This window comes from Mycolicibacterium sp. HS_4_1 (genome assembly GCF_054515875.1).
Genome location: NZ_CM137261.1, coordinates 2,913,258 through 2,929,701, shown reverse-complemented (window position 1 = coordinate 2,929,701; position 16,444 = coordinate 2,913,258). Strand labels below are relative to the sequence as shown.

16 protein-coding genes and 1 pseudogene are annotated in these 16,444 nt (G+C 66.2%); 6 read left to right on the top strand and 11 right to left on the bottom strand.

All coding sequences use genetic code 11. The features are described from left to right. Positions 1 to 16: 16 nt before the first annotated feature. Together ACX12F_RS13945 and ACX12F_RS13940 are read left to right on the top strand one after the other, a co-directional pair. Positions 17 to 133 (top strand): annotated as a pseudogene (locus ACX12F_RS13945) (NADP-dependent oxidoreductase); the annotation flags it as partial. Continuing rightward, entirely contained in the window at positions 133 to 1,266 is a 1,134-nt protein-coding gene (locus tag ACX12F_RS13940) for an Rv3169 family protein (RefSeq protein ID WP_459370107.1), read from the top strand. The pseudogene ACX12F_RS13945 and the gene ACX12F_RS13940, both read left to right, overlap by 1 nt. Here ACX12F_RS13940 and ACX12F_RS13935 read toward each other — a convergent pair. The 5 genes from ACX12F_RS13935 to ACX12F_RS13915 form a co-directional block, all read right to left on the bottom strand. Beyond that, a complete protein-coding gene (locus ACX12F_RS13935) occupies positions 1,256 to 2,308 on the bottom strand; it encodes an LLM class flavin-dependent oxidoreductase (RefSeq protein ID WP_459370106.1) in 1,053 nt (350 codons plus the stop codon). The genes ACX12F_RS13940 and ACX12F_RS13935 overlap by 11 nt on opposite strands. Then, complete coding sequence (locus tag ACX12F_RS13930; RefSeq protein WP_459370105.1) at positions 2,308 to 2,814, bottom strand: SRPBCC family protein; 507 nt, start codon at positions 2,812 to 2,814, stop codon at positions 2,308 to 2,310. The genes ACX12F_RS13935 and ACX12F_RS13930 overlap by 1 nt, the downstream gene beginning before the upstream one ends. A 3-nt stretch (positions 2,815 to 2,817) precedes the next feature. Continuing rightward, positions 2,818 to 3,414: a TetR/AcrR family transcriptional regulator gene (locus tag ACX12F_RS13925; RefSeq protein WP_459370104.1), complete on the bottom strand. Its 597-nt coding sequence runs from the start codon at positions 3,412 to 3,414 to the stop codon at positions 2,818 to 2,820. A gap of 160 nt (positions 3,415 to 3,574) precedes the next feature. After that, positions 3,575 to 5,377 (bottom strand): fatty acyl-AMP ligase, encoded by a 1,803-nt coding sequence (locus ACX12F_RS13920; RefSeq protein WP_459370103.1) that lies wholly within the window; start codon positions 5,375 to 5,377, stop codon positions 3,575 to 3,577. A gap of 46 nt (positions 5,378 to 5,423) precedes the next feature. Next, the gene (locus ACX12F_RS13915; protein ID WP_459370102.1) at positions 5,424 to 7,184 is read right to left on the bottom strand and encodes an N-acyl-D-amino-acid deacylase family protein; all 1,761 of its coding nucleotides are present in this window, start codon (positions 7,182 to 7,184) and stop codon (positions 5,424 to 5,426) included. 141 nt (positions 7,185 to 7,325) lie between these two features. Here ACX12F_RS13915 and ACX12F_RS13910 point away from each other — a divergent pair, with 141 nt between their 5' ends. Continuing rightward, positions 7,326 to 7,994 (top strand): TetR/AcrR family transcriptional regulator, encoded by a 669-nt coding sequence (locus ACX12F_RS13910; protein ID WP_459370101.1) that lies wholly within the window; start codon positions 7,326 to 7,328, stop codon positions 7,992 to 7,994. A gap of 54 nt (positions 7,995 to 8,048) precedes the next feature. On the opposite strand, the gene ACX12F_RS13905 is transcribed toward ACX12F_RS13910, so the two are convergent. The 3 genes from ACX12F_RS13905 to ACX12F_RS13895 all read right to left on the bottom strand — a co-directional run bounded on the left by ACX12F_RS13905 (position 8,049) and on the right by ACX12F_RS13895 (position 10,151). Continuing rightward, positions 8,049 to 8,474, bottom strand: a complete 426-nt coding sequence (locus ACX12F_RS13905; protein WP_459370100.1) for a hypothetical protein — start codon at positions 8,472 to 8,474, stop codon at positions 8,049 to 8,051. A gap of 58 nt (positions 8,475 to 8,532) precedes the next feature. After that, positions 8,533 to 8,883, bottom strand: a complete 351-nt coding sequence (locus ACX12F_RS13900; protein WP_459370099.1) for a hypothetical protein — start codon at positions 8,881 to 8,883, stop codon at positions 8,533 to 8,535. A 110-nt stretch (positions 8,884 to 8,993) separates the two neighbouring features. Further along, positions 8,994 to 10,151: an acyl-CoA dehydrogenase family protein gene (locus ACX12F_RS13895; protein ID WP_459370347.1), complete on the bottom strand. Its 1,158-nt coding sequence runs from the start codon at positions 10,149 to 10,151 to the stop codon at positions 8,994 to 8,996. Between the two features lie 87 nt (positions 10,152 to 10,238). Between ACX12F_RS13895 and ACX12F_RS13890 the strand changes: the two genes are divergently transcribed. Then, positions 10,239 to 10,868, top strand: coding sequence for a TetR/AcrR family transcriptional regulator (locus ACX12F_RS13890; protein ID WP_459370098.1), 630 nt, complete (start codon positions 10,239 to 10,241; stop codon positions 10,866 to 10,868). Between the two features lie 4 nt (positions 10,869 to 10,872). On the opposite strand, the gene ACX12F_RS13885 is transcribed toward ACX12F_RS13890, so the two are convergent. The 3 genes from ACX12F_RS13885 to ACX12F_RS13875 form a co-directional block, all read right to left on the bottom strand. Then, entirely contained in the window at positions 10,873 to 11,259 is a 387-nt protein-coding gene (locus ACX12F_RS13885; RefSeq protein ID WP_459370097.1) for a hypothetical protein, read from the bottom strand. 219 nt (positions 11,260 to 11,478) lie between these two features. Next, positions 11,479 to 11,781 (bottom strand): hypothetical protein, encoded by a 303-nt coding sequence (locus ACX12F_RS13880; RefSeq protein ID WP_459370096.1) that lies wholly within the window; start codon positions 11,779 to 11,781, stop codon positions 11,479 to 11,481. Position 11,782: 1 nt separating this feature from the next. Further along, positions 11,783 to 13,408, bottom strand: a complete 1,626-nt coding sequence (locus ACX12F_RS13875) for a PucR family transcriptional regulator (RefSeq protein ID WP_459370095.1) — start codon at positions 13,406 to 13,408, stop codon at positions 11,783 to 11,785. A 114-nt stretch (positions 13,409 to 13,522) separates the two neighbouring features. Between ACX12F_RS13875 and ACX12F_RS13870 the strand changes: the two genes are divergently transcribed. After that, positions 13,523 to 15,022 (top strand): CoA-acylating methylmalonate-semialdehyde dehydrogenase, encoded by a 1,500-nt coding sequence (locus tag ACX12F_RS13870; protein ID WP_459370094.1) that lies wholly within the window; start codon positions 13,523 to 13,525, stop codon positions 15,020 to 15,022. Between the two features lie 27 nt (positions 15,023 to 15,049). After that, positions 15,050 to 16,432 (top strand): aspartate aminotransferase family protein, encoded by a 1,383-nt coding sequence (locus ACX12F_RS13865; protein ID WP_459370093.1) that lies wholly within the window; start codon positions 15,050 to 15,052, stop codon positions 16,430 to 16,432. Positions 16,433 to 16,444 lie beyond the last annotated feature (12 nt).

The following is a 16,444-nucleotide window of genomic DNA, read 5'->3' as shown; positions in this document are numbered from 1 at the left end:
CCACAGAAACGACACGATGAGCCGAGTCAACCGTCAGATCCTGCTGCGGCGCCGCCCCAATGGGCTGGTCTCCCCCGACGACACCGAGATGGTCACGGTGCCCACCCGGGTCCCCGCCGACGGCGAGGCCCTGTGCTGACTCCCTTTGATGACTACCCGATCCATTCCTCTGCCGATCCGGTGGGCGTCCCGGCCAGTGGCGACCTCAACCACTACGACCGTTACTGGTTCAACGGCCACCAGCGTGACGGCGATTTCTACTTCGGCGCAGCCATGGGGCACTACCCCGTTCGCGGGATCATCGATGCCGCCTTCAGCGTCGTAAAAGATGGTGTCGAACATTCGGTCTTCGCTTCGGGGGCAATGCCTCTCGACCGGTCGGCCACCGTCGGGCCGTTCCGCATCGAAGTCATCGAACCGCTGCGCACCATCCGGTACGTCGTCGAACCCAACGAGCACGGCATTTCCTGCGACCTGACCTTCCAGGCCACGACGGCGGCCGTCGAGGAGCCGCGTCAACAGCGGCGCACCGCCGAAGGCATCGTGTTGACCGACCACACCAGGCTCACCCAGTGGGGGTCGTGGGAGGGGACCATCACCGTCGACGGCGAAGACGTGACGGTCAAGGCCGGCTACGTGCCGGGCACACGGGATCGCTCATGGGGTGTCCGACCGGTCGGCGAGCAAGTTGCCGTACTACGTCAACCCATGCCCTTCCAGGTCTTCTGGCTCTGGGCTCCATTGCATTTCGGGGACCGATTCACCCACTACGCCTTCCATGAGCACGAGGACGGGCGCCGCTGGCTGGAGACTGCCGCGGTCCTGGACCCACTGCCTGCAGGTGCGTCGCCGTGCAGTCGGGTCGGCGTGCGTGAGTGCTACGACGTCGGCTACGAACTCGACTGGGAGCCCGGCCGGCGCGAGATCCGGCGCGCCCATCTATGGTTCACCGACCCCATCGAGGGTCAAACCCATATCGAGCTGGAGAAGCTTTACACGTTCCGGATGCGCGGCATCGGCTACTGGCACCCCCACTGGGGACACGGTTCCAACCATGGGCAATACGAGATCGGCCGGGAATCGATCAGTTTGGACGATTTCGACCCCACCGACTTCACGTCCCTGCACCTGCAGAACGTCGTCAAGGCAACCATGGGTGAGCGCAGCGGGATCGGTGTCGTCGAACAGATCGCCATCGGTCCGCATACGCCGTCAGGACTCACCGGTTTCCTGGACGGGTACCAAGCCGGCAGGGCTACCGGCTGATGGAATGCACCAGGTCGATCGCGGCACCGAGGGTATTGAACCGTTCCTCGAGTGTGTCTCCGGCGGGATAGACGCGCACGGTGTCGACGCCGGCGTCACACCACACCTGCAGGCGGTCGCGCACCATGTCCGCGGTACCGATCAAGGTGGTGGCGAGGATCATCTCGTCGGTGATGAGCGCCGCCGCACCCTCGCGGTCGCCGGCCTGCCAGCGTTCACTGACCGCCACCGCGACCTCCGCCCAGCCCTGCCTGCTATACGCCTGGTTGTAGAAATTGGTTGAGGCTGAACCCATTCCACCGAGGCTGAACGCCAACTCGCCTTTCCGGGCGTCGATCAGTGTCTTCAGGTGCTCCTCGTCGCGGGCGAAGGACACCTCGGCGCCCTGGCAGATATCCAGATCGGTGCGGGTGCGGCCGGAGCGATCGAGTCCGTCATCGAGATGCGCGAAGTAGGCGTCCTCGGCGCCTTCCGGGACAAAGCTGGTGCCGAGCCAGCCGTCGGCGACTTCGCCGGTGAGACGCAGCATCGCGGGCGTGAGACTGGCTATGTACAGCGGGATTTCGTGCTCTGCCCGCATGGATAGCCGCATCGGCTTCGCGTCGCCGCCCGGCAGCGGAATCTGGAACTGCTTGCCGCTGTGCGAGATCCGATCACCAGCAGCCGCTTGGCGGATGACGTCGATGGTCTCGCGCATCCGGCCCAGAGGCTTGGCAAACGGTACGCCGTGCAGTCCCTCGATAACCTGGGGACCTGATGCGCCCAGGCCCAGCAGGAAGCGTCCTTCCGACAGGTTGGACAGCGTGATCGCGGCTTGTGCGATGGCTACCGGAGTGCGCGTACCCAGCTGAATGATGCCCGAACCCAACAACATCCGCTCTGTGCACGAGGCATAGAAGCCCAGCGCAGACGGTGCGTCGGACCCCCACGCTTCGGCGACCCAGCAGATGTCGAGGCCCAGCTTCTCGGCCTCTGCGACGAAAATCCTTTGGTACTTCCAGTTTCCGAGGCTGTCCGCCTCGACCGTTGTCGCCGCGCGCATCAGCTTTCTGCCCGCTGCTTGATGTGGGCAAGGGCGGCCTGCATGCCGGCTTCGAATTCGCGGAGTCGGTTGAAGACGATCTTCTGCTCCTTGTCGGGCATCCGGGCGATCGCCAGAGACAAGCCGGATGGCGCAGGGCCCATCTGAGCCCATTGCGCGAGCCGCGTTCCCGTACCCTCGGGGCTCACGCTCAGCCGCCAGGTTGCGGTCGGGTTCTCGGCATCACCGATGGCCCAGGCCATCACCTGTCGCGGCTCGTACTCGATGATCACGGACTCCGTCGACCACTCACCCAGGGCCGGGTGACTGTTGTAGCCGACGAACCGGGCACCGAAACGAGGTGTGTCGCAGTCTTCGAGCCACTCGACTCGCTGCAGCTCCGGACTACACTCGGGCATCACCGTGATGTCGGAGGCCAGTTCCCATACCCGCTCGACGGGCGCGTCGATCCACGTCGAGACCTCGACGGTAGGCGCGTCGGCATACACCGCACCGGTCCACTCCATGACTCAATTTCCCTTCGGTGTTGGTGCGCCGGCGGCGAAAAGCGTTCGCGCTGCCAGCAGCAACTTCAGTTCGGCGTTGACGTCGTCGAGAGGCTGCGGGCTCGACGTGGCCCGGCACATGGTGATCGCACCCTCGATGGCGCCGAGCGACATGGTCGCGAGCCGGCGGGCCGCTGCGGTGTCGAGACCATCTGCCGTCAGGCAGTCGGTGATCAGCCCGTGCCAAGTGCGGAAAATCTGATTGGCGTGCCGCGCCAGCTCCGAGTCCGGCGCGGCGCTGACGGCAATGGACACCACCGGGCAGCCGACTCCGAACTTGTGCTTCCGCAGCAGCTTTCGCCAGAACGTGGTGAGTTCATCGACAACGGCGGCCGGTCCACGGTCCGCGGCATCAGCGATGAGCCGCGAGATGGCATCACCGCTGAGCTGTGCGGCTTCGTCGATGATCTGGGCACGCCCACCCGGAAAGTGGTGATAAATCGAACCTCGAGGTGCCCCGCTCCGGCTCAGCACATCCTCGAGCGTGACACCGTCCACACCGCGCTCACGCAGCAACTCGACAGCCGCGAGCACCATCGACTGGCGGGTGTCGGGCGGCATGGGCAACTCCTGGTGCGATCAATGGCTTCGAATTATGATCTCTCTCATACTGAGCGGTCAAGGACGCAACGAAACCGCAGCGCGTCTGGCACCGATAACACCAGATATCCCCCTTCGCTATGGGAGCACTCATAGCGAAGGGGGATCCAAGAAAACCGAGCTACAGGGCGCCGTCGAGATATGCGGCACGACAGGCACGACGGGCCAGTTTGCCGCTGGTGGTGCGCGGGATGCCGCCGGCCGGCAGCAGCTTCACATCACCGACGGTCACGGCGTGCCGCTCAGACACCAGTTCTTCCACCGCCTCGATGGCCGGCTGCGGATCACTGTGGGCTGTGCCCGAGGCGCGTTCGGCGACGATCACCAGCTGCTCGCCATGCTCGCCTGGCACGGTGAAGGCCACCACGTATCCGCGGCGCACCAGGGGTGACGCGTCAGCGGCGGTGGCTTCGAAGTCCTGCGGATAATGTTTACGTCCATCGATGGTGATCAGGTCGGCCAACCGTCCCGTCACATAGAGCTCGCCATCGAGGTAGAAACCCAGATCGCCTGTGCGCAGCCATGATCCGTCGATCTCGGCGCCGTCAGTGTGACTGCGCTGCGGCTGGGCCGCTCGCAGCTGAGCGCGGAAAACCTCGCGAGTCTCCTCTGGCATGCCCCAGTACCCTCGGCCGATGTTGTTGCCCTGCAACCAGATCTCACCGACGTGTCCGTCCGGCAGCTCGGCGCCGGTAGCCGGGTCTACCAGCACCGCCCAGAGGCTGCGTGCGGTCTGACCGCACGACACCTGCGCGACCGCACCCGGCGCCCCCTCGGCCACGGACACCGCATTTCCGGACGCCAACTGGTCGCGGTCGAAGTACCGCACCGTCGCCTCCGCGGCAGGTGCGATGTTCGATACGAAAAGCGTTGCCTCGGCGATGCCATAGGACGGCTTGAACGCCGTCTTCGGCAAGCCGTGCGGTTCGAATGCCGCGTTGAATGTGTTGATGGCGTCGATGCTCACGGGCTCGGAGCCGATGATCAATACGACGTTCGTCAGGTCGATGTTGTCATCCGGACCCGGCGTCCCCCGTTGCGCGGCCCACTCGTAGGCGAAATTCGGTGCGGCAGTCACGACCCGCCCGACCTTCGAGCCGTCGGACAATGCCTTGATCCACCGCAGCGGCCGTCGGATGAATGCCGTGGGAGACAACAGCGTCGAGTGACCGCCGTATACCGTGGGAAAGCCGATCATCGACAGACCCATGTCGTGATACAGCGGCAGCCAGCTGACGCCATGCGTGTTGCGGTCCAGCATGTCGATGGACAGGATCATCTGAATCAGGTTGGTACCCACCGCCTTATGCGTGATCTCGACACCGACGGGCGGTCGGGTGGCACCTGAGGTGTACTGCAAGTGCGAGATGTCGTCGATGTCCAAGTCCACAGGAGCGAACGCGGCACCCTCGCCGTCGGGGATCTCATCCACGGCGACGACGGTAGGGCTGCCCAGCTCGGGGTGTACGGACAGGAACGCGGTGACTGCGGGCAGCGCCGACGTCGTCGTCAGGATCGCGGTCGGTCCAGCGTCACGCAACGCGATATTCAAACGTTCAGCGTGCCCGGGTAATTCGGGCGCGAAGAGCGGCACCGCGATGGCCCCGGCCTTGATCGCCGCGAAGAATCCGGCGACGTAGTCGAGTCCCTGTGGGGCGAGGATGGCAACGCGATCACCGCGCTCACTGATGGCCTGGACCCTGGCGGCGATGGCCCGCAGGCGCACACCGAGCTCGGCCCAGGTCAACTCGATGGTTCGCAGGTCCGCAGCCGAATAGTCCAGGTAGCGGTACGCGACGGTGTCCGGGACATGCGCGATGTTGCGGTCGATCAGGGAGATCAAGGTCGCGCCGGGCGGCAGCGTCACCCTCCCCGATTCGTCGAAGCACTCCTCGATCTGGATCAGGCCGTTGCTCGGAGTCATGAGTCCAGATTAAGCACGAACTCGGGGCCAATGGCTGTGGCCCTGGTTACTTGACGCCGCGCACCAGACGGCCCGGACGGGCGCCGGTGTCAACGCCGTGGCGACGGGTGACGGTGCCGCTGACGATGGTCGCGTCGTATCCACTTGCGCCTTGCACCAAGCGTTTTCCGCCGGCCGGCAGATCATGCACCATCTTCGGTGCGTGCAGGGTCAGCGCGTCGAGATCGATGACGTTGAGGTCGGCCTTCTTGCCCACACTGACCACGCCACGGTCGGACATGCCGTAGAGCTGGGCAGTGTCGTGCGACTGCTTCCGGATGACGTACTCGAGCGGCAGCCTCTCGCCGCGGTGCCGGTCCCGGGCCCAGTGGGTGAGCAGGAACGTCGGGTACGAAGCGTCGCAGATCATGCTGCAATGCGCACCACCGTCAGACAGCCCGAGCACTCCCGCCGGGTGGGTGAGCATTTCCCGGATGGCGTCATGGTTGCCGTCGGAGTAGTTGAACATCGGGTACATGAGCATGGCCCCGGCGTTCGCTTCCAGCATGAGGTCGTACATCGCAGCCAAGGGATCCACGCCGCGCCGCTGCGCGATCGCGGCGACGGTACGTTCCACCGTCGGCTCGTAGTCCGGTGGTTCGCCGATGTGGTACAGGCGATTTGCCGCATTCTGCGCCAGCATGAACATGCCGTCGAACAGCTTCGTCGGGTCGATCGGCAGATCGTCCTCCGCCAGGATCGCGGCCCGCACGGCGGGTTCGGCCAGCTTCTCCGCGAGTTCGTCGCCCGTGCATTCGGCAGCCAGTCGGCGGTAGGTCGGCCGGTGCGTGAACGCGTGGTGGCCGGGGAAGCCCAGCAGCATGCCGAACGGCCGGGCCGCCACCTGTGGGAACAACCGGCTGCCGGCCTGGTGCGCCGCGGCGGACAGGTCGAGTTGTTCGCGCCAGAGGTTCGAATCTGCGTCGACTTGGATGAGGGCGAAGCTCAGCGCGCAGTCGATCTCCTCACCGAGCCGGCGCATCCAGTCGAGTTCCTTGCGAGGCGCGATGATGTCCTCGCCCGCGGCACCCTGCGGCGCCAGCTCGAAGACCGCCGCCCCGCCGGCCGCGGTGGCCCGGCCCAGGGCAAACAACTCGTCCTCGGCGGCGAAGGTGCCCGGCACCGGCTCGCCGTCCATGGCGCGGTGCGCCAGCGTGCGTGACGACGAAAAGCCCAGGGCCCCAGCCTCGATCGCCTCCTGCACCAGTTTCGCCATCGCCTTGATGTCGTCGGCGGTGGCAGGATCGTTTCGCGCCCCGCGCTCCCCCATGGCGTACGCGCGAACCGCGCCGTGGGCGATCTGGGTGCCCATGTCGACAGCCAGCTCGCGCTGCCCGATGACGTCGAGATACTCGCCGAAACTCTCCCAGCCCCAGGTGATGCCCTCGGTCAGTGCGGTGCCGGGGATGTCCTCGACACCTTCCATGAGCGCGATCAGCCATTCCTCCTGGCCGGGCCGGACCGGTGCGAAGCCGACGCCGCAGTTGCCCGCGACCACCGTCGTCACACCGTGGTTGCTCGACGGTTCCAGCACGCTGTCCCAGCTGACCTGACCGTCGTAGTGGGTGTGGATGTCCACGAACCCCGGAGCGACGATCTTGCCGCCGGCATCCATGGTCTCGGCCGAATCACCGGCCAGCACAGGATCATTGGGTCCGCGCCGATGGACCTCGACGATCTTGCCGTCCTTGATCGCGACATCGGCGGTGAACCGGTCGGCACCGGTGCCGTCGACGACGGTGCCACCGGTGATCTTCAGATCGAACACATCTGCTCCCTCATTGCTGCCCGCGACCGCTCGTCTGCGGCAGTACTGTAACAGTGTTACACGGTGATCGGACGCGGATCTGGCAACTGGTTGCGACCGGAGTGTGATTAGGTGTGTTCGGCAAACCGGAAGGAGCTGGCCATGGCTGAGGTAACCCAGCGTGGTTCCGACGGCACGTCGAAAAATGTTGACGCTCAACTGATCCTGGATACCGCCGCGGCACTGCTGGAACGTGACGGAGTCGCCGGATTCTCCATGCGCAGCCTGTCCGAGCATCTCGGCGTCGCCGTCACGTCCATCTACTGGCATGTCGGAGGCCGCGACAAGCTCTTCGACCGCCTGATCGACAGGTTGATCGACGTGATGTCCAGCCTGCCCGCGACCGGCGATACGCCGAAGGATCGGATCGCCGCGCTGGCCCGCGCACAACGCATCGCGCTGATCGAGCGCCAGCACCTGATGGCGATCGCCCACGAGCGCGACCGCACGCCGTCGCTGTTCCAGTCGGTGCAACAGACCCTCGCCGGCGAGCTGGCCGCACTGCGCATCACCGGCACGCAGGCGGCGCTGGCCTTGCGGTCTATCGAGGTGCATGTGATTTCGTCTGCGCTGATGCAGTTTTCGGCGATCCGCAGCGGTGAACACGAGGAAGAAGACCCGTCGTTATGGGGCGACGACTGGCCGGACCAGGAATTGGTCGACGCCTTGCGGTCGCCCACCGACTACGACGCTGTGTTCGAGTACGGACTCGCGGCGCTGCTCGCCTCCCTCGTGCAGACGTCACTGGGTGGCGAACCGGCGGTTTCTTAGCTTGGGAGTCGCCTGCTGCCGCAGGACCCGGGCGCGCTCGGAATGGAATGCCGGTCAGACCGGCTGGACCTCGGCTTCGGCTTTCGGCGCCGCACGCAGGACGCACCGCGCATAGCCGATCCAGGACACCACGCAGGCCACGAACCCGATCACGATCATCGGTGTCACAGCCTGACCGAGAACCACTGCAACAGAATCACTTCCGGCCAGCCGCCGGTCGACGACCCCACCCGTCATCAATGGCAGCAGGCCGACCACGAAGCAGGCGATGGCCGCAGCCAGCGCGGTGCCGAACATGGCCCGTACCGCGGCGACGATCATGGTGCCGGCCGCAAGCACGATCAGCACGGCGAAAGGCAGCGGCCGCAGTTCGGCGCCGAGGTTCCCGCTGATGTCCCAGATTCCCCAGCCGCTCATCGAGCCGTGGCCATGGTCGTTGTGCGCTGTGTACCAGGGCAGCACGACCGCGACCACGATCATCGCGAAGGCAATGGCCCCGATCGCCCAGCGCGTCAGTACGTTCTCGATGCTCGACTCCTCATACCCCGCCGAATGTGGGCTGCATCAGCGTCAACATGGCCATGGCCAAACTGATGAGCAGACACAGACTCAACACGATCATCGCACCCACCAGGAGCCAGCGGCCCATTCGGCGGCGGATGCGCGCAAATTTTGCACTGCGACGTTCCTCGACGTATCCAACGGCGACCATCGCGAACGCGACATCGATGTGTTCGTCGCCGACAGTGGCCGCGCCCGCCGCGATCTCCTGCAGGCGCCCAGGCTCGATCTGCACTCCGGCGACGGCGAAACGCCGACTGAGTCGACGTGCCTGCCCCCGCGTGAGCGGATGGTCGCACACGTGCACGTGGTGTCGCGGGCCTGCCACTTGCGTCGTTCCCTCGATTCGGGTGCCTTGCCCGAGCCCGAAAATGCGGAAGGCGCCCAAGAGTGAAGTTACTCCGACGGGCGCCTTCGCACACAGCGACAGCAGGATTTCTAGAGACCCATGTCCTTGGCGATGATCATCTTCATGACCTCGCTGGTACCGCCGTAGATGCGGCCTACCCGGTTGTCGGCGTACAGCCGGGCGATGGGGTACTCGTTGATATAGCCGTAGCCGCCGTGCAGCTGCAGGCAGCGGTCGATGACGCGGGCCGCCGCATCGGTGCAGAACAGCTTCGCCTTGGCGGCGTCAGCCGCGGACAGCTCGTCCAGGTCGTGGGCTTCCATGGCGCGGTCGACGACGGCTTCCATCGCGTCGACATCGGCCTGGCAGGCAGCGAGCTCGAACTTGGTGTTCTGGAACGAGGAAACCGGCTTGCCGAACACGGTCCGGTCCTTGGTGTACTGCACGGCGAACCGCACGGCAGCCTTGGCCTGCGCGTAGGCGCTGACGGCGATGCCGAGCCGCTCGCGGGGCAGGTTCTGGCCGAGGTAGTTGAAGCCCTGGTCGGCCTCACCGAGGATGTCCTCGACCGGGACCTTGACGTCGGTGAAGTTCAGCTCGGCGGTATCCGAGCAGCGCAGACCCAGCTTGTCGAGCTTGCGGCCCACCGAGTAGCCCTCGAGCTTGGTGTCGACCACCAGCAGCGAGATGCCGTAGCGACGGTCGTCTTCCTTGGGGGCCGAGGTACGGGCACAGACGATCACGCGGTCGGCGTGCACGCCACCGGTGATGAAGGTCTTGGAACCGTTCAGCACGTAGTGCGTGCCGTCTTCGGAAAGCTTTGCGGTGGTGCGCATTCCGGCCAGGTCGGAACCGGTGCCTGGCTCGGTCATGGCGATGGCGAACATGATCTCGCCGCTGAGCATGCCGGGGAACCAGCGCTTCTTCTGCTCTTCGTTGCCGATGTCGCGGATGTAGGGCAGGCACAGGCCGACGTGCACGCTAGAGCCTCCGAAGGACACCGCGGCGCGGGCCAGCTCCTCGGTGAGGATGGCCTGGAACTTGTAGGAGGTCAGTCCCTCGCCGCCGTACTCGGTCGGGATCTCCGCGCCGAAGATGCCGAGTTCGCCGAGCTTGTAGTAGAACTCGCGCGGCACCAGGCCCTTCTCGAACCACTCGTCGTACACCGGGCTGACCTCGGATTCCACGAACGCCCGGATCATCTTCCGGTAGTCCTCGTGCTCCTCGGTGTAGACCTCGCGCTTCACAGATATCTCCTCAAGCTCGGCGAACAGTGTTAGCTTATTGCCGTCCACCATAAGCTAACGGTGTTCGCTAATTCAAGGGAGACGCAGATGGGTAGGCCCCGGGTACCGCTGCTGAGCCAGGATCGCATCCGCGACACGGCGCTGGACCTGATCGACCGCGACGGCCTCGCCGAACTGTCGATGCGCAAGCTGGCTGCCGAACTCGGGGTACAGGCGTCGTCGCTCTACAAGCACTACCCGACCAAAGACGACGTGCTCGACGCCGTCGCAAGTCGAGTGGCGGGAGAAATCGATACGTCGGGCTTCGACCGCGGCGACGACTGGCAGGACGCGCTGGCGGCGTGGGCGCGATCGCACCGCGCGGCGCTGGCGGCGCACCCGAATCTCGTGCCCTACCTCGCCACCGGGCCGGGACGGCGAGACGTGAGTCTGCGGATAGCCGATGCCGTGCACGGCGGTCTGGTCGGTGCCGGTTGGCCACCCCGTGAAGCGACTCTCATCGGCGCTGCCACCCGGTCACTGGTGCTCGGATCGACCGTCGGCTCGTTCTCCCGTGGATTCACCGACGACGTGCAGGTCTACCGCGACCGCTATCCACACATGGGCCAGGCGCACCTGCTGCGCGGCAAGGCCGACCAGATCGACGCCGCCGGTTTCGAACTGGCGCTGACGTCCTTCATCGACGGATTGGCGCTGCGGTTCACTGCCCTCCCGTGACGAATCACTTGTCCTGCGGCTTGGTTCCCCCGCTGAACGGATTCAGCCTCGACACCCCCGGGATGCTCGACAGCAGCCGGAACACCTCGTTGCCGGTATTCACCAATGCCTCGAGTTGCGGCAGCAGGGCATCGAGAGTCCGGAACATGGGATCGGCCATAGCCATGACTCGCTCGGTGCGGTCGATGGTCGCGTTGAGCCGTTCGGTGGCCACCGCCAGATTCTCGATGAGATCGGGGACCTGGGCGGCCAGCTGCACGGAGGCGGGAGGGATGCGCATCGCGCCGCTGGCCACCGCCTGCGTCATCTCGACAGCGGACTGGGCTGCGTCGACCGCGGACTGCGCTGCGGCCTTCAGGTCGCTGGGCTTCGGAATCATTTGACCGGCCATACAGTTAACTGTGCCGCACCCGGGCCCGCCTGTCCCGTGATCGACACGGCTACACGTCGGTAACGCTGCTCACCACCTCAAGACGGCAGGACCAGGATCTTGACGTGCGCATCGGGATCTCGGAGCGCCGTGAACGCATCGGCGATGCCGTCGAGCCCGCTACGTCCGGTGATCAGTGCCTCAGCGGCGCTGCTCACGGTGGTCCCCCGGTTCTCGGTCCTAACCGGACAGGATGCGCACGCTCAGCAGACGCAGGCGTGACGAAAATGCACGCATGCCGCGGCGTGTTGCGCGCAAACACGCACGCTCGCGGGAATCATGATCGACACCGGCCCCGCCTGGGTGATCTGCGCCATGATCTTGATCCACCGCGGCGCCGAGATCGACCGCGGCATTGACCGAGCGCACCGAGACGGCATCTACGCCCTGCTCGGCGAACAGCTTCTCGGCCGTCTTCACAAACTTGGCGCGGGTGGCATTGCCCTGGCGGTTCTGCGATGTGCCCGACACGGTCAGAAGCATGTCACAGCGGTGCGCCGCTGCCACTGAACGTGTTTCGTGTTTCGAGGATCAGCAGCGCCACATGCAACGAGGTCGCGGACTCGCCGTCGGCGAGATCGACGCGCAGAATCTGCTCGACACGGTTCAGCTTCGCGTAGAGGGACGGCCGGCTCAGGTGCAGCCGCGATGCCAATGCCGACTTGTTGCCACCGAGTTCGAGGTAGCCGCGCAGCACGTCCAGCAACCCGTCGCCACTCTCCATGTCATGCAGGATCAACGCCCGAAGCTCCCCTTCGGCGAACCGCTGGACCCGAGGATCGGTCCGCAACATCGACAGCAGCCCGCGCAGCCGAATGTCGGCGACCCGAAAGCAGACCCGCTGCGAGGCAGGCAGCGACAACGCAGCCTCGGCGACATGGGCCGCTTCGGTGATGCGGTGGATGGCGTCGATCAATCCGGGCGCCGGTGTGCCGACGCCCAGCACCAGGCCGTGCGCATCGACCGCGCGCTCGGCATCACGGCGCAGCGCTCGTCCCAGCGGCTCCAGCGCACCGCCCGGACGCGTGTTCAGCGACAGCACCATGGCGATCTCACCCGGCCCGCGCAACGAGAACAAGCCGGTGTGCCCCAACGCTTTCACCGCTCGGGTGACGACGTCGAGCAGCCGGGCGCCGCGTCGCTGCTCCGAGACCGGGTCGGCGTCTGAACCAGACGCCGAGGCCCATCCCGAGACTCGCAGCGTCGCAGGCAGGTACTGCGACGCCGGCCGCAGACCCAACGCGAATGCCCGGGCGGTCGCCTCATCCTCGAACCGGATGCGTTCGCGTGCAACGTCTTCCAATAGTCCGGCCTGCGCCTGATGTTCGATGTCGGTGCGGCCGCGCTCGGCCATCCGGTGCAGCACCAGTGCCTGCGACGCCCGCTCCAGCACCATCGTGAACTTGGCCGCCACATCACCGGAGGGGCTCAGCGCGATGAGCCGGCCCCAGGCATCGTCGCCACGACCGACCTCGCTGATCACCCAGCCGTCCGTCCGCTCGGCTCCGGTCTCGTGGCGGCGGGACCGACGTTGCCAGTCCCGCAACACATCTGATGTGGCATGCCCCGCGGCCGCCACGGCGACGGCCTGATGTGCGAGGTCCTCGAGCACGACGGGCACACCGAGCAGATTCGCCGCCGCTTCGGTGATACCGGCGGGCGTGGCCCGCCGCACACTCAGGTCGGTGAACACCTCGTGCGTCTGACGAGCGAAGTCCACCTCCTGGTACTGGTCGGCGACGATCACCCGGTGCACCTGTTCGGTCACCTCGACGAACTTGATCACCCGATGCACCGCGACCAGGGCCAGTCCCAGCTCCTCGGCGATGGCGCCGACATTGGCGGGCAGCGGCACGGCGCCGGCACCCAGTTCGACGATGACGCCCACGGCCTGCGCCGCGGCGACCGACCGCAAATACTCGACCGGCGCTGCCCGTAGCGCGGCCCCGGTCGTCAGCACCAGCTCGCCACCCTGCAGGACGTCCGACAGGTCCGGCACGTCACTGACGTGGACCCAGCGGATCGAGCGCTCGAAACCGTGCGCGCAGAGGATCTCCGGCTCGCCCTGCTGGATCACCGGGAGGGCGACGATCTCGGCGACTGTCGGCACTTACAAAGTGTAAATCTCCTGGTGCATCTTGATACAGATTGACAGCCATTTCAGGGTCCCCACCGGGGCAAGCTGAGTTCACATCCCGCCCCGACAGGAAGGCCGACCTCGACGATGACCGCCTCGCAGACCATCTCGCACTGGATCAACAACGACATCTTCACCGGATCCTCGGGACAGTCGGCGCCGGTCACCAACCCGGCCACCGGCGAGGTCACCGGCCAGGTCGCACTGGCCGGCGTCGAGGACGCCCAGGCCGTGATCAATGCCGCCGTCGCCGCGTTCCCCGCCTGGCGCGACACCTCGATCACCAAGCGCGTACAGACCCTGTTCGCGTTCCGCGAGCTGCTCAACGCGCGCCGCGCCGAGCTGGCCGCCATCATCACCGCCGAGCACGGCAAGGTGCTCTCCGACGCCATGGGAGAGGTCGCCCGTGGCATCGAGGTCGTCGAATTCGCCTGCGGCATTCCGCATCTGCTCAAGGGCGGCTACTCGGAGAACGCCTCCACCAACGTCGACGTCTACAACATCCGTCAGGCCCTCGGGCCCGTCGCGATCATCTCGCCGTTCAACTTCCCGGCCATGGTCCCGATGTGGTTCTTCCCGATTGCGATCGCCGCCGGCAACACCGTCGTGGTCAAGCCCTCGGAGAAGGACCCGTCCGCGTCGCTGTGGATGGCCGAACTGTGGAAGGACGCCGGCTTGCCCGACGGCGTCTTCAACGTCTTGCAGGGTGACAAGACCGCCGTCGACGAGCTGCTGACCAACCCCGCCATCAAGGCCGTCTCGTTCGTCGGCTCCACCCCGATCGCGCAGTACGTCTACCGGACCGCCACCGCCTCCGGCAAGCGCGTCCAGGCCTTGGGCGGCGCCAAGAACCACGCGGTGATCCTGCCCGACGCCGACCTCGACCTGGCCGCCGACAACATGATCAACGCGGGCTTCGGCTCGGCCGGCGAGCGCTGCATGGCGGTCTCGGCATGCGTGGCCGTCGGCCCTATCGCCGACGACCTGGTCGCCAAGATCGTCGAGCGAGCCCGCATGCTCAAGACCGGTGACGGCACCAAAGAGTCCGACATGGGACCGCTGATCACCAAGGTGCACCGCGACAAGGTGGCGGCCTACATCGACGCCGGTGAGGCCGAGGGCGCCAAGGTCGTGCTCGACGGTCGAGGCGTGGTCGCCGACGGCGGCCAGAACGGCTTCTGGCTCGGCCCGACACTGCTGGACAACGTCACCCCCGAGATGAGCGTCTACACCGACGAAATCTTCGGTCCCGTAATGTCGATCGTCCGCGTCGACACCTATGACGAGGCGCTCGAGCTGATCAACAACAACCCGTACGGCAACGGCACCGCGATCTTCACCAACGACGGTGGCGCCGCCCGCCGGTTCCAGAACGAGGTCGAGGTCGGCATGGTCGGCATCAACGTGCCGGTCCCGGTTCCCATGGCGTTCTACAGCTTCGGCGGCTGGAAGGCCTCGCTGTTCGGCGACAGCCACGCCTACGGCCCGGAGGGCGTGCAGTTCTTCACCCGCGCCAAGGCCGTCACGCAGCGCTGGCTGGACCCCAGCCACGGCGGCATCAACCTGGGCTTCCCGGAAAACAACTGATCGCCAAACCAGACAGAGGACCCGAACATGACCCTCGCCGCAGACCAGCTCCTGCCCGCCGGCCACACCATCGATTCGATGCGCGCCGAGGCCGAACGCGCCTACCTGCTGGACCGCGCCCACGTCTTCCACTCCTGGTCTGCCCAGGGCGCGATCCACCCCATGACCGTCACCGCGGCCCAAGGCAGCTACTTCTGGGACGGCGACGGCAACCGGCTGCTGGACTTCTCGTCCCAGCTGGTCAACACCAACATCGGCCACCAGCACCCGAAAGTCGTTGCGGCGATCCAGGAACAGGCCGCCAAGCTGTGCACCGTCGCACCGCAGCACGCCAATGCCGCACGTTCGGAAGCCGCCCGGCTCATCGCCGAACTCACCCCCGGCGACCTGAACAAGATCTTCTTCACCAACGGGGGCGCCGACGCCGTCGAGCACGCCGTGCGCATGGCACGGCTGCACACCGGCAAGCACAAGGTGCTGGCCCGCTACCGCGCCTACCACGGCGGCACCGACCTGGCGATCAACCTGACCGGCGACCCGCGGCGCTTCGCCAACGATCGCGGCGCGGCCGGCGTCGTGCATTTCAACGGACCGTTCCTGTACCGCTCGGTGTTCCACGCCGAGAACGAGGAGCAGGAATCCGCACGCGCCCTCGACGAACTGCAGCGCGTCATCGAACTCGAGGGCGCGTCGACCGTCGCGGCCATCATCCTCGAGTCCATCCCGGGCACCGCCGGCATCATGGTGCCGCCACCCGGCTATATGGCCGGCGTCCGCGCACTGTGCGACAAGTACGGCATCGTGATGATCGCCGACGAGGTCATGTCCGGCTTCGGCCGATCCGGAAAGTGGTTCGCCATCAACCACTTCGACGTCGTGCCGGACCTCCTGACGTTCGCCAAGGGCGTCAACTCCGGTTACGTGCCACTGGGTGGCGTCGCGATCAGTGATGCCATCGCCCAGACCTTCGCCGAACGCGCCTACCCCGGCGGCCTCACCTACTCCGGACACCCGCTGGCCACAGCGGCCGCGGTCGCGACGATCAACGCCATGCGAGACGAAGGCATGGTCGAGAACGCGGCCCGCCTCGGCACCGAGATCATCGGACCGGCGCTGCGTGACTTCGCACAACGGCACCCCAGCGTCGGTGAGGTCCGTGGCGCGGGCGTGTTCTGGGCCATCGAGCTGGTCAAGGACCAGACCACGCGAGAACCGTTGGCACCCTACGGCGGCACCAGCGACGCGATGAACGCGGTCGTCGCATTCTGCAAGCAGAACGGCCTGATGCCGTTCACCAACTTCAACCGCGTCCACGTGGTGCCGCCGTGCAACGCCAGTGCGGACGAGGTCCGGTCCGGACTGGCGATTCTGGACCGCGCGCTCGACGTGGCGGACCAGTACGCGCAGTAACGGTCATTGCGC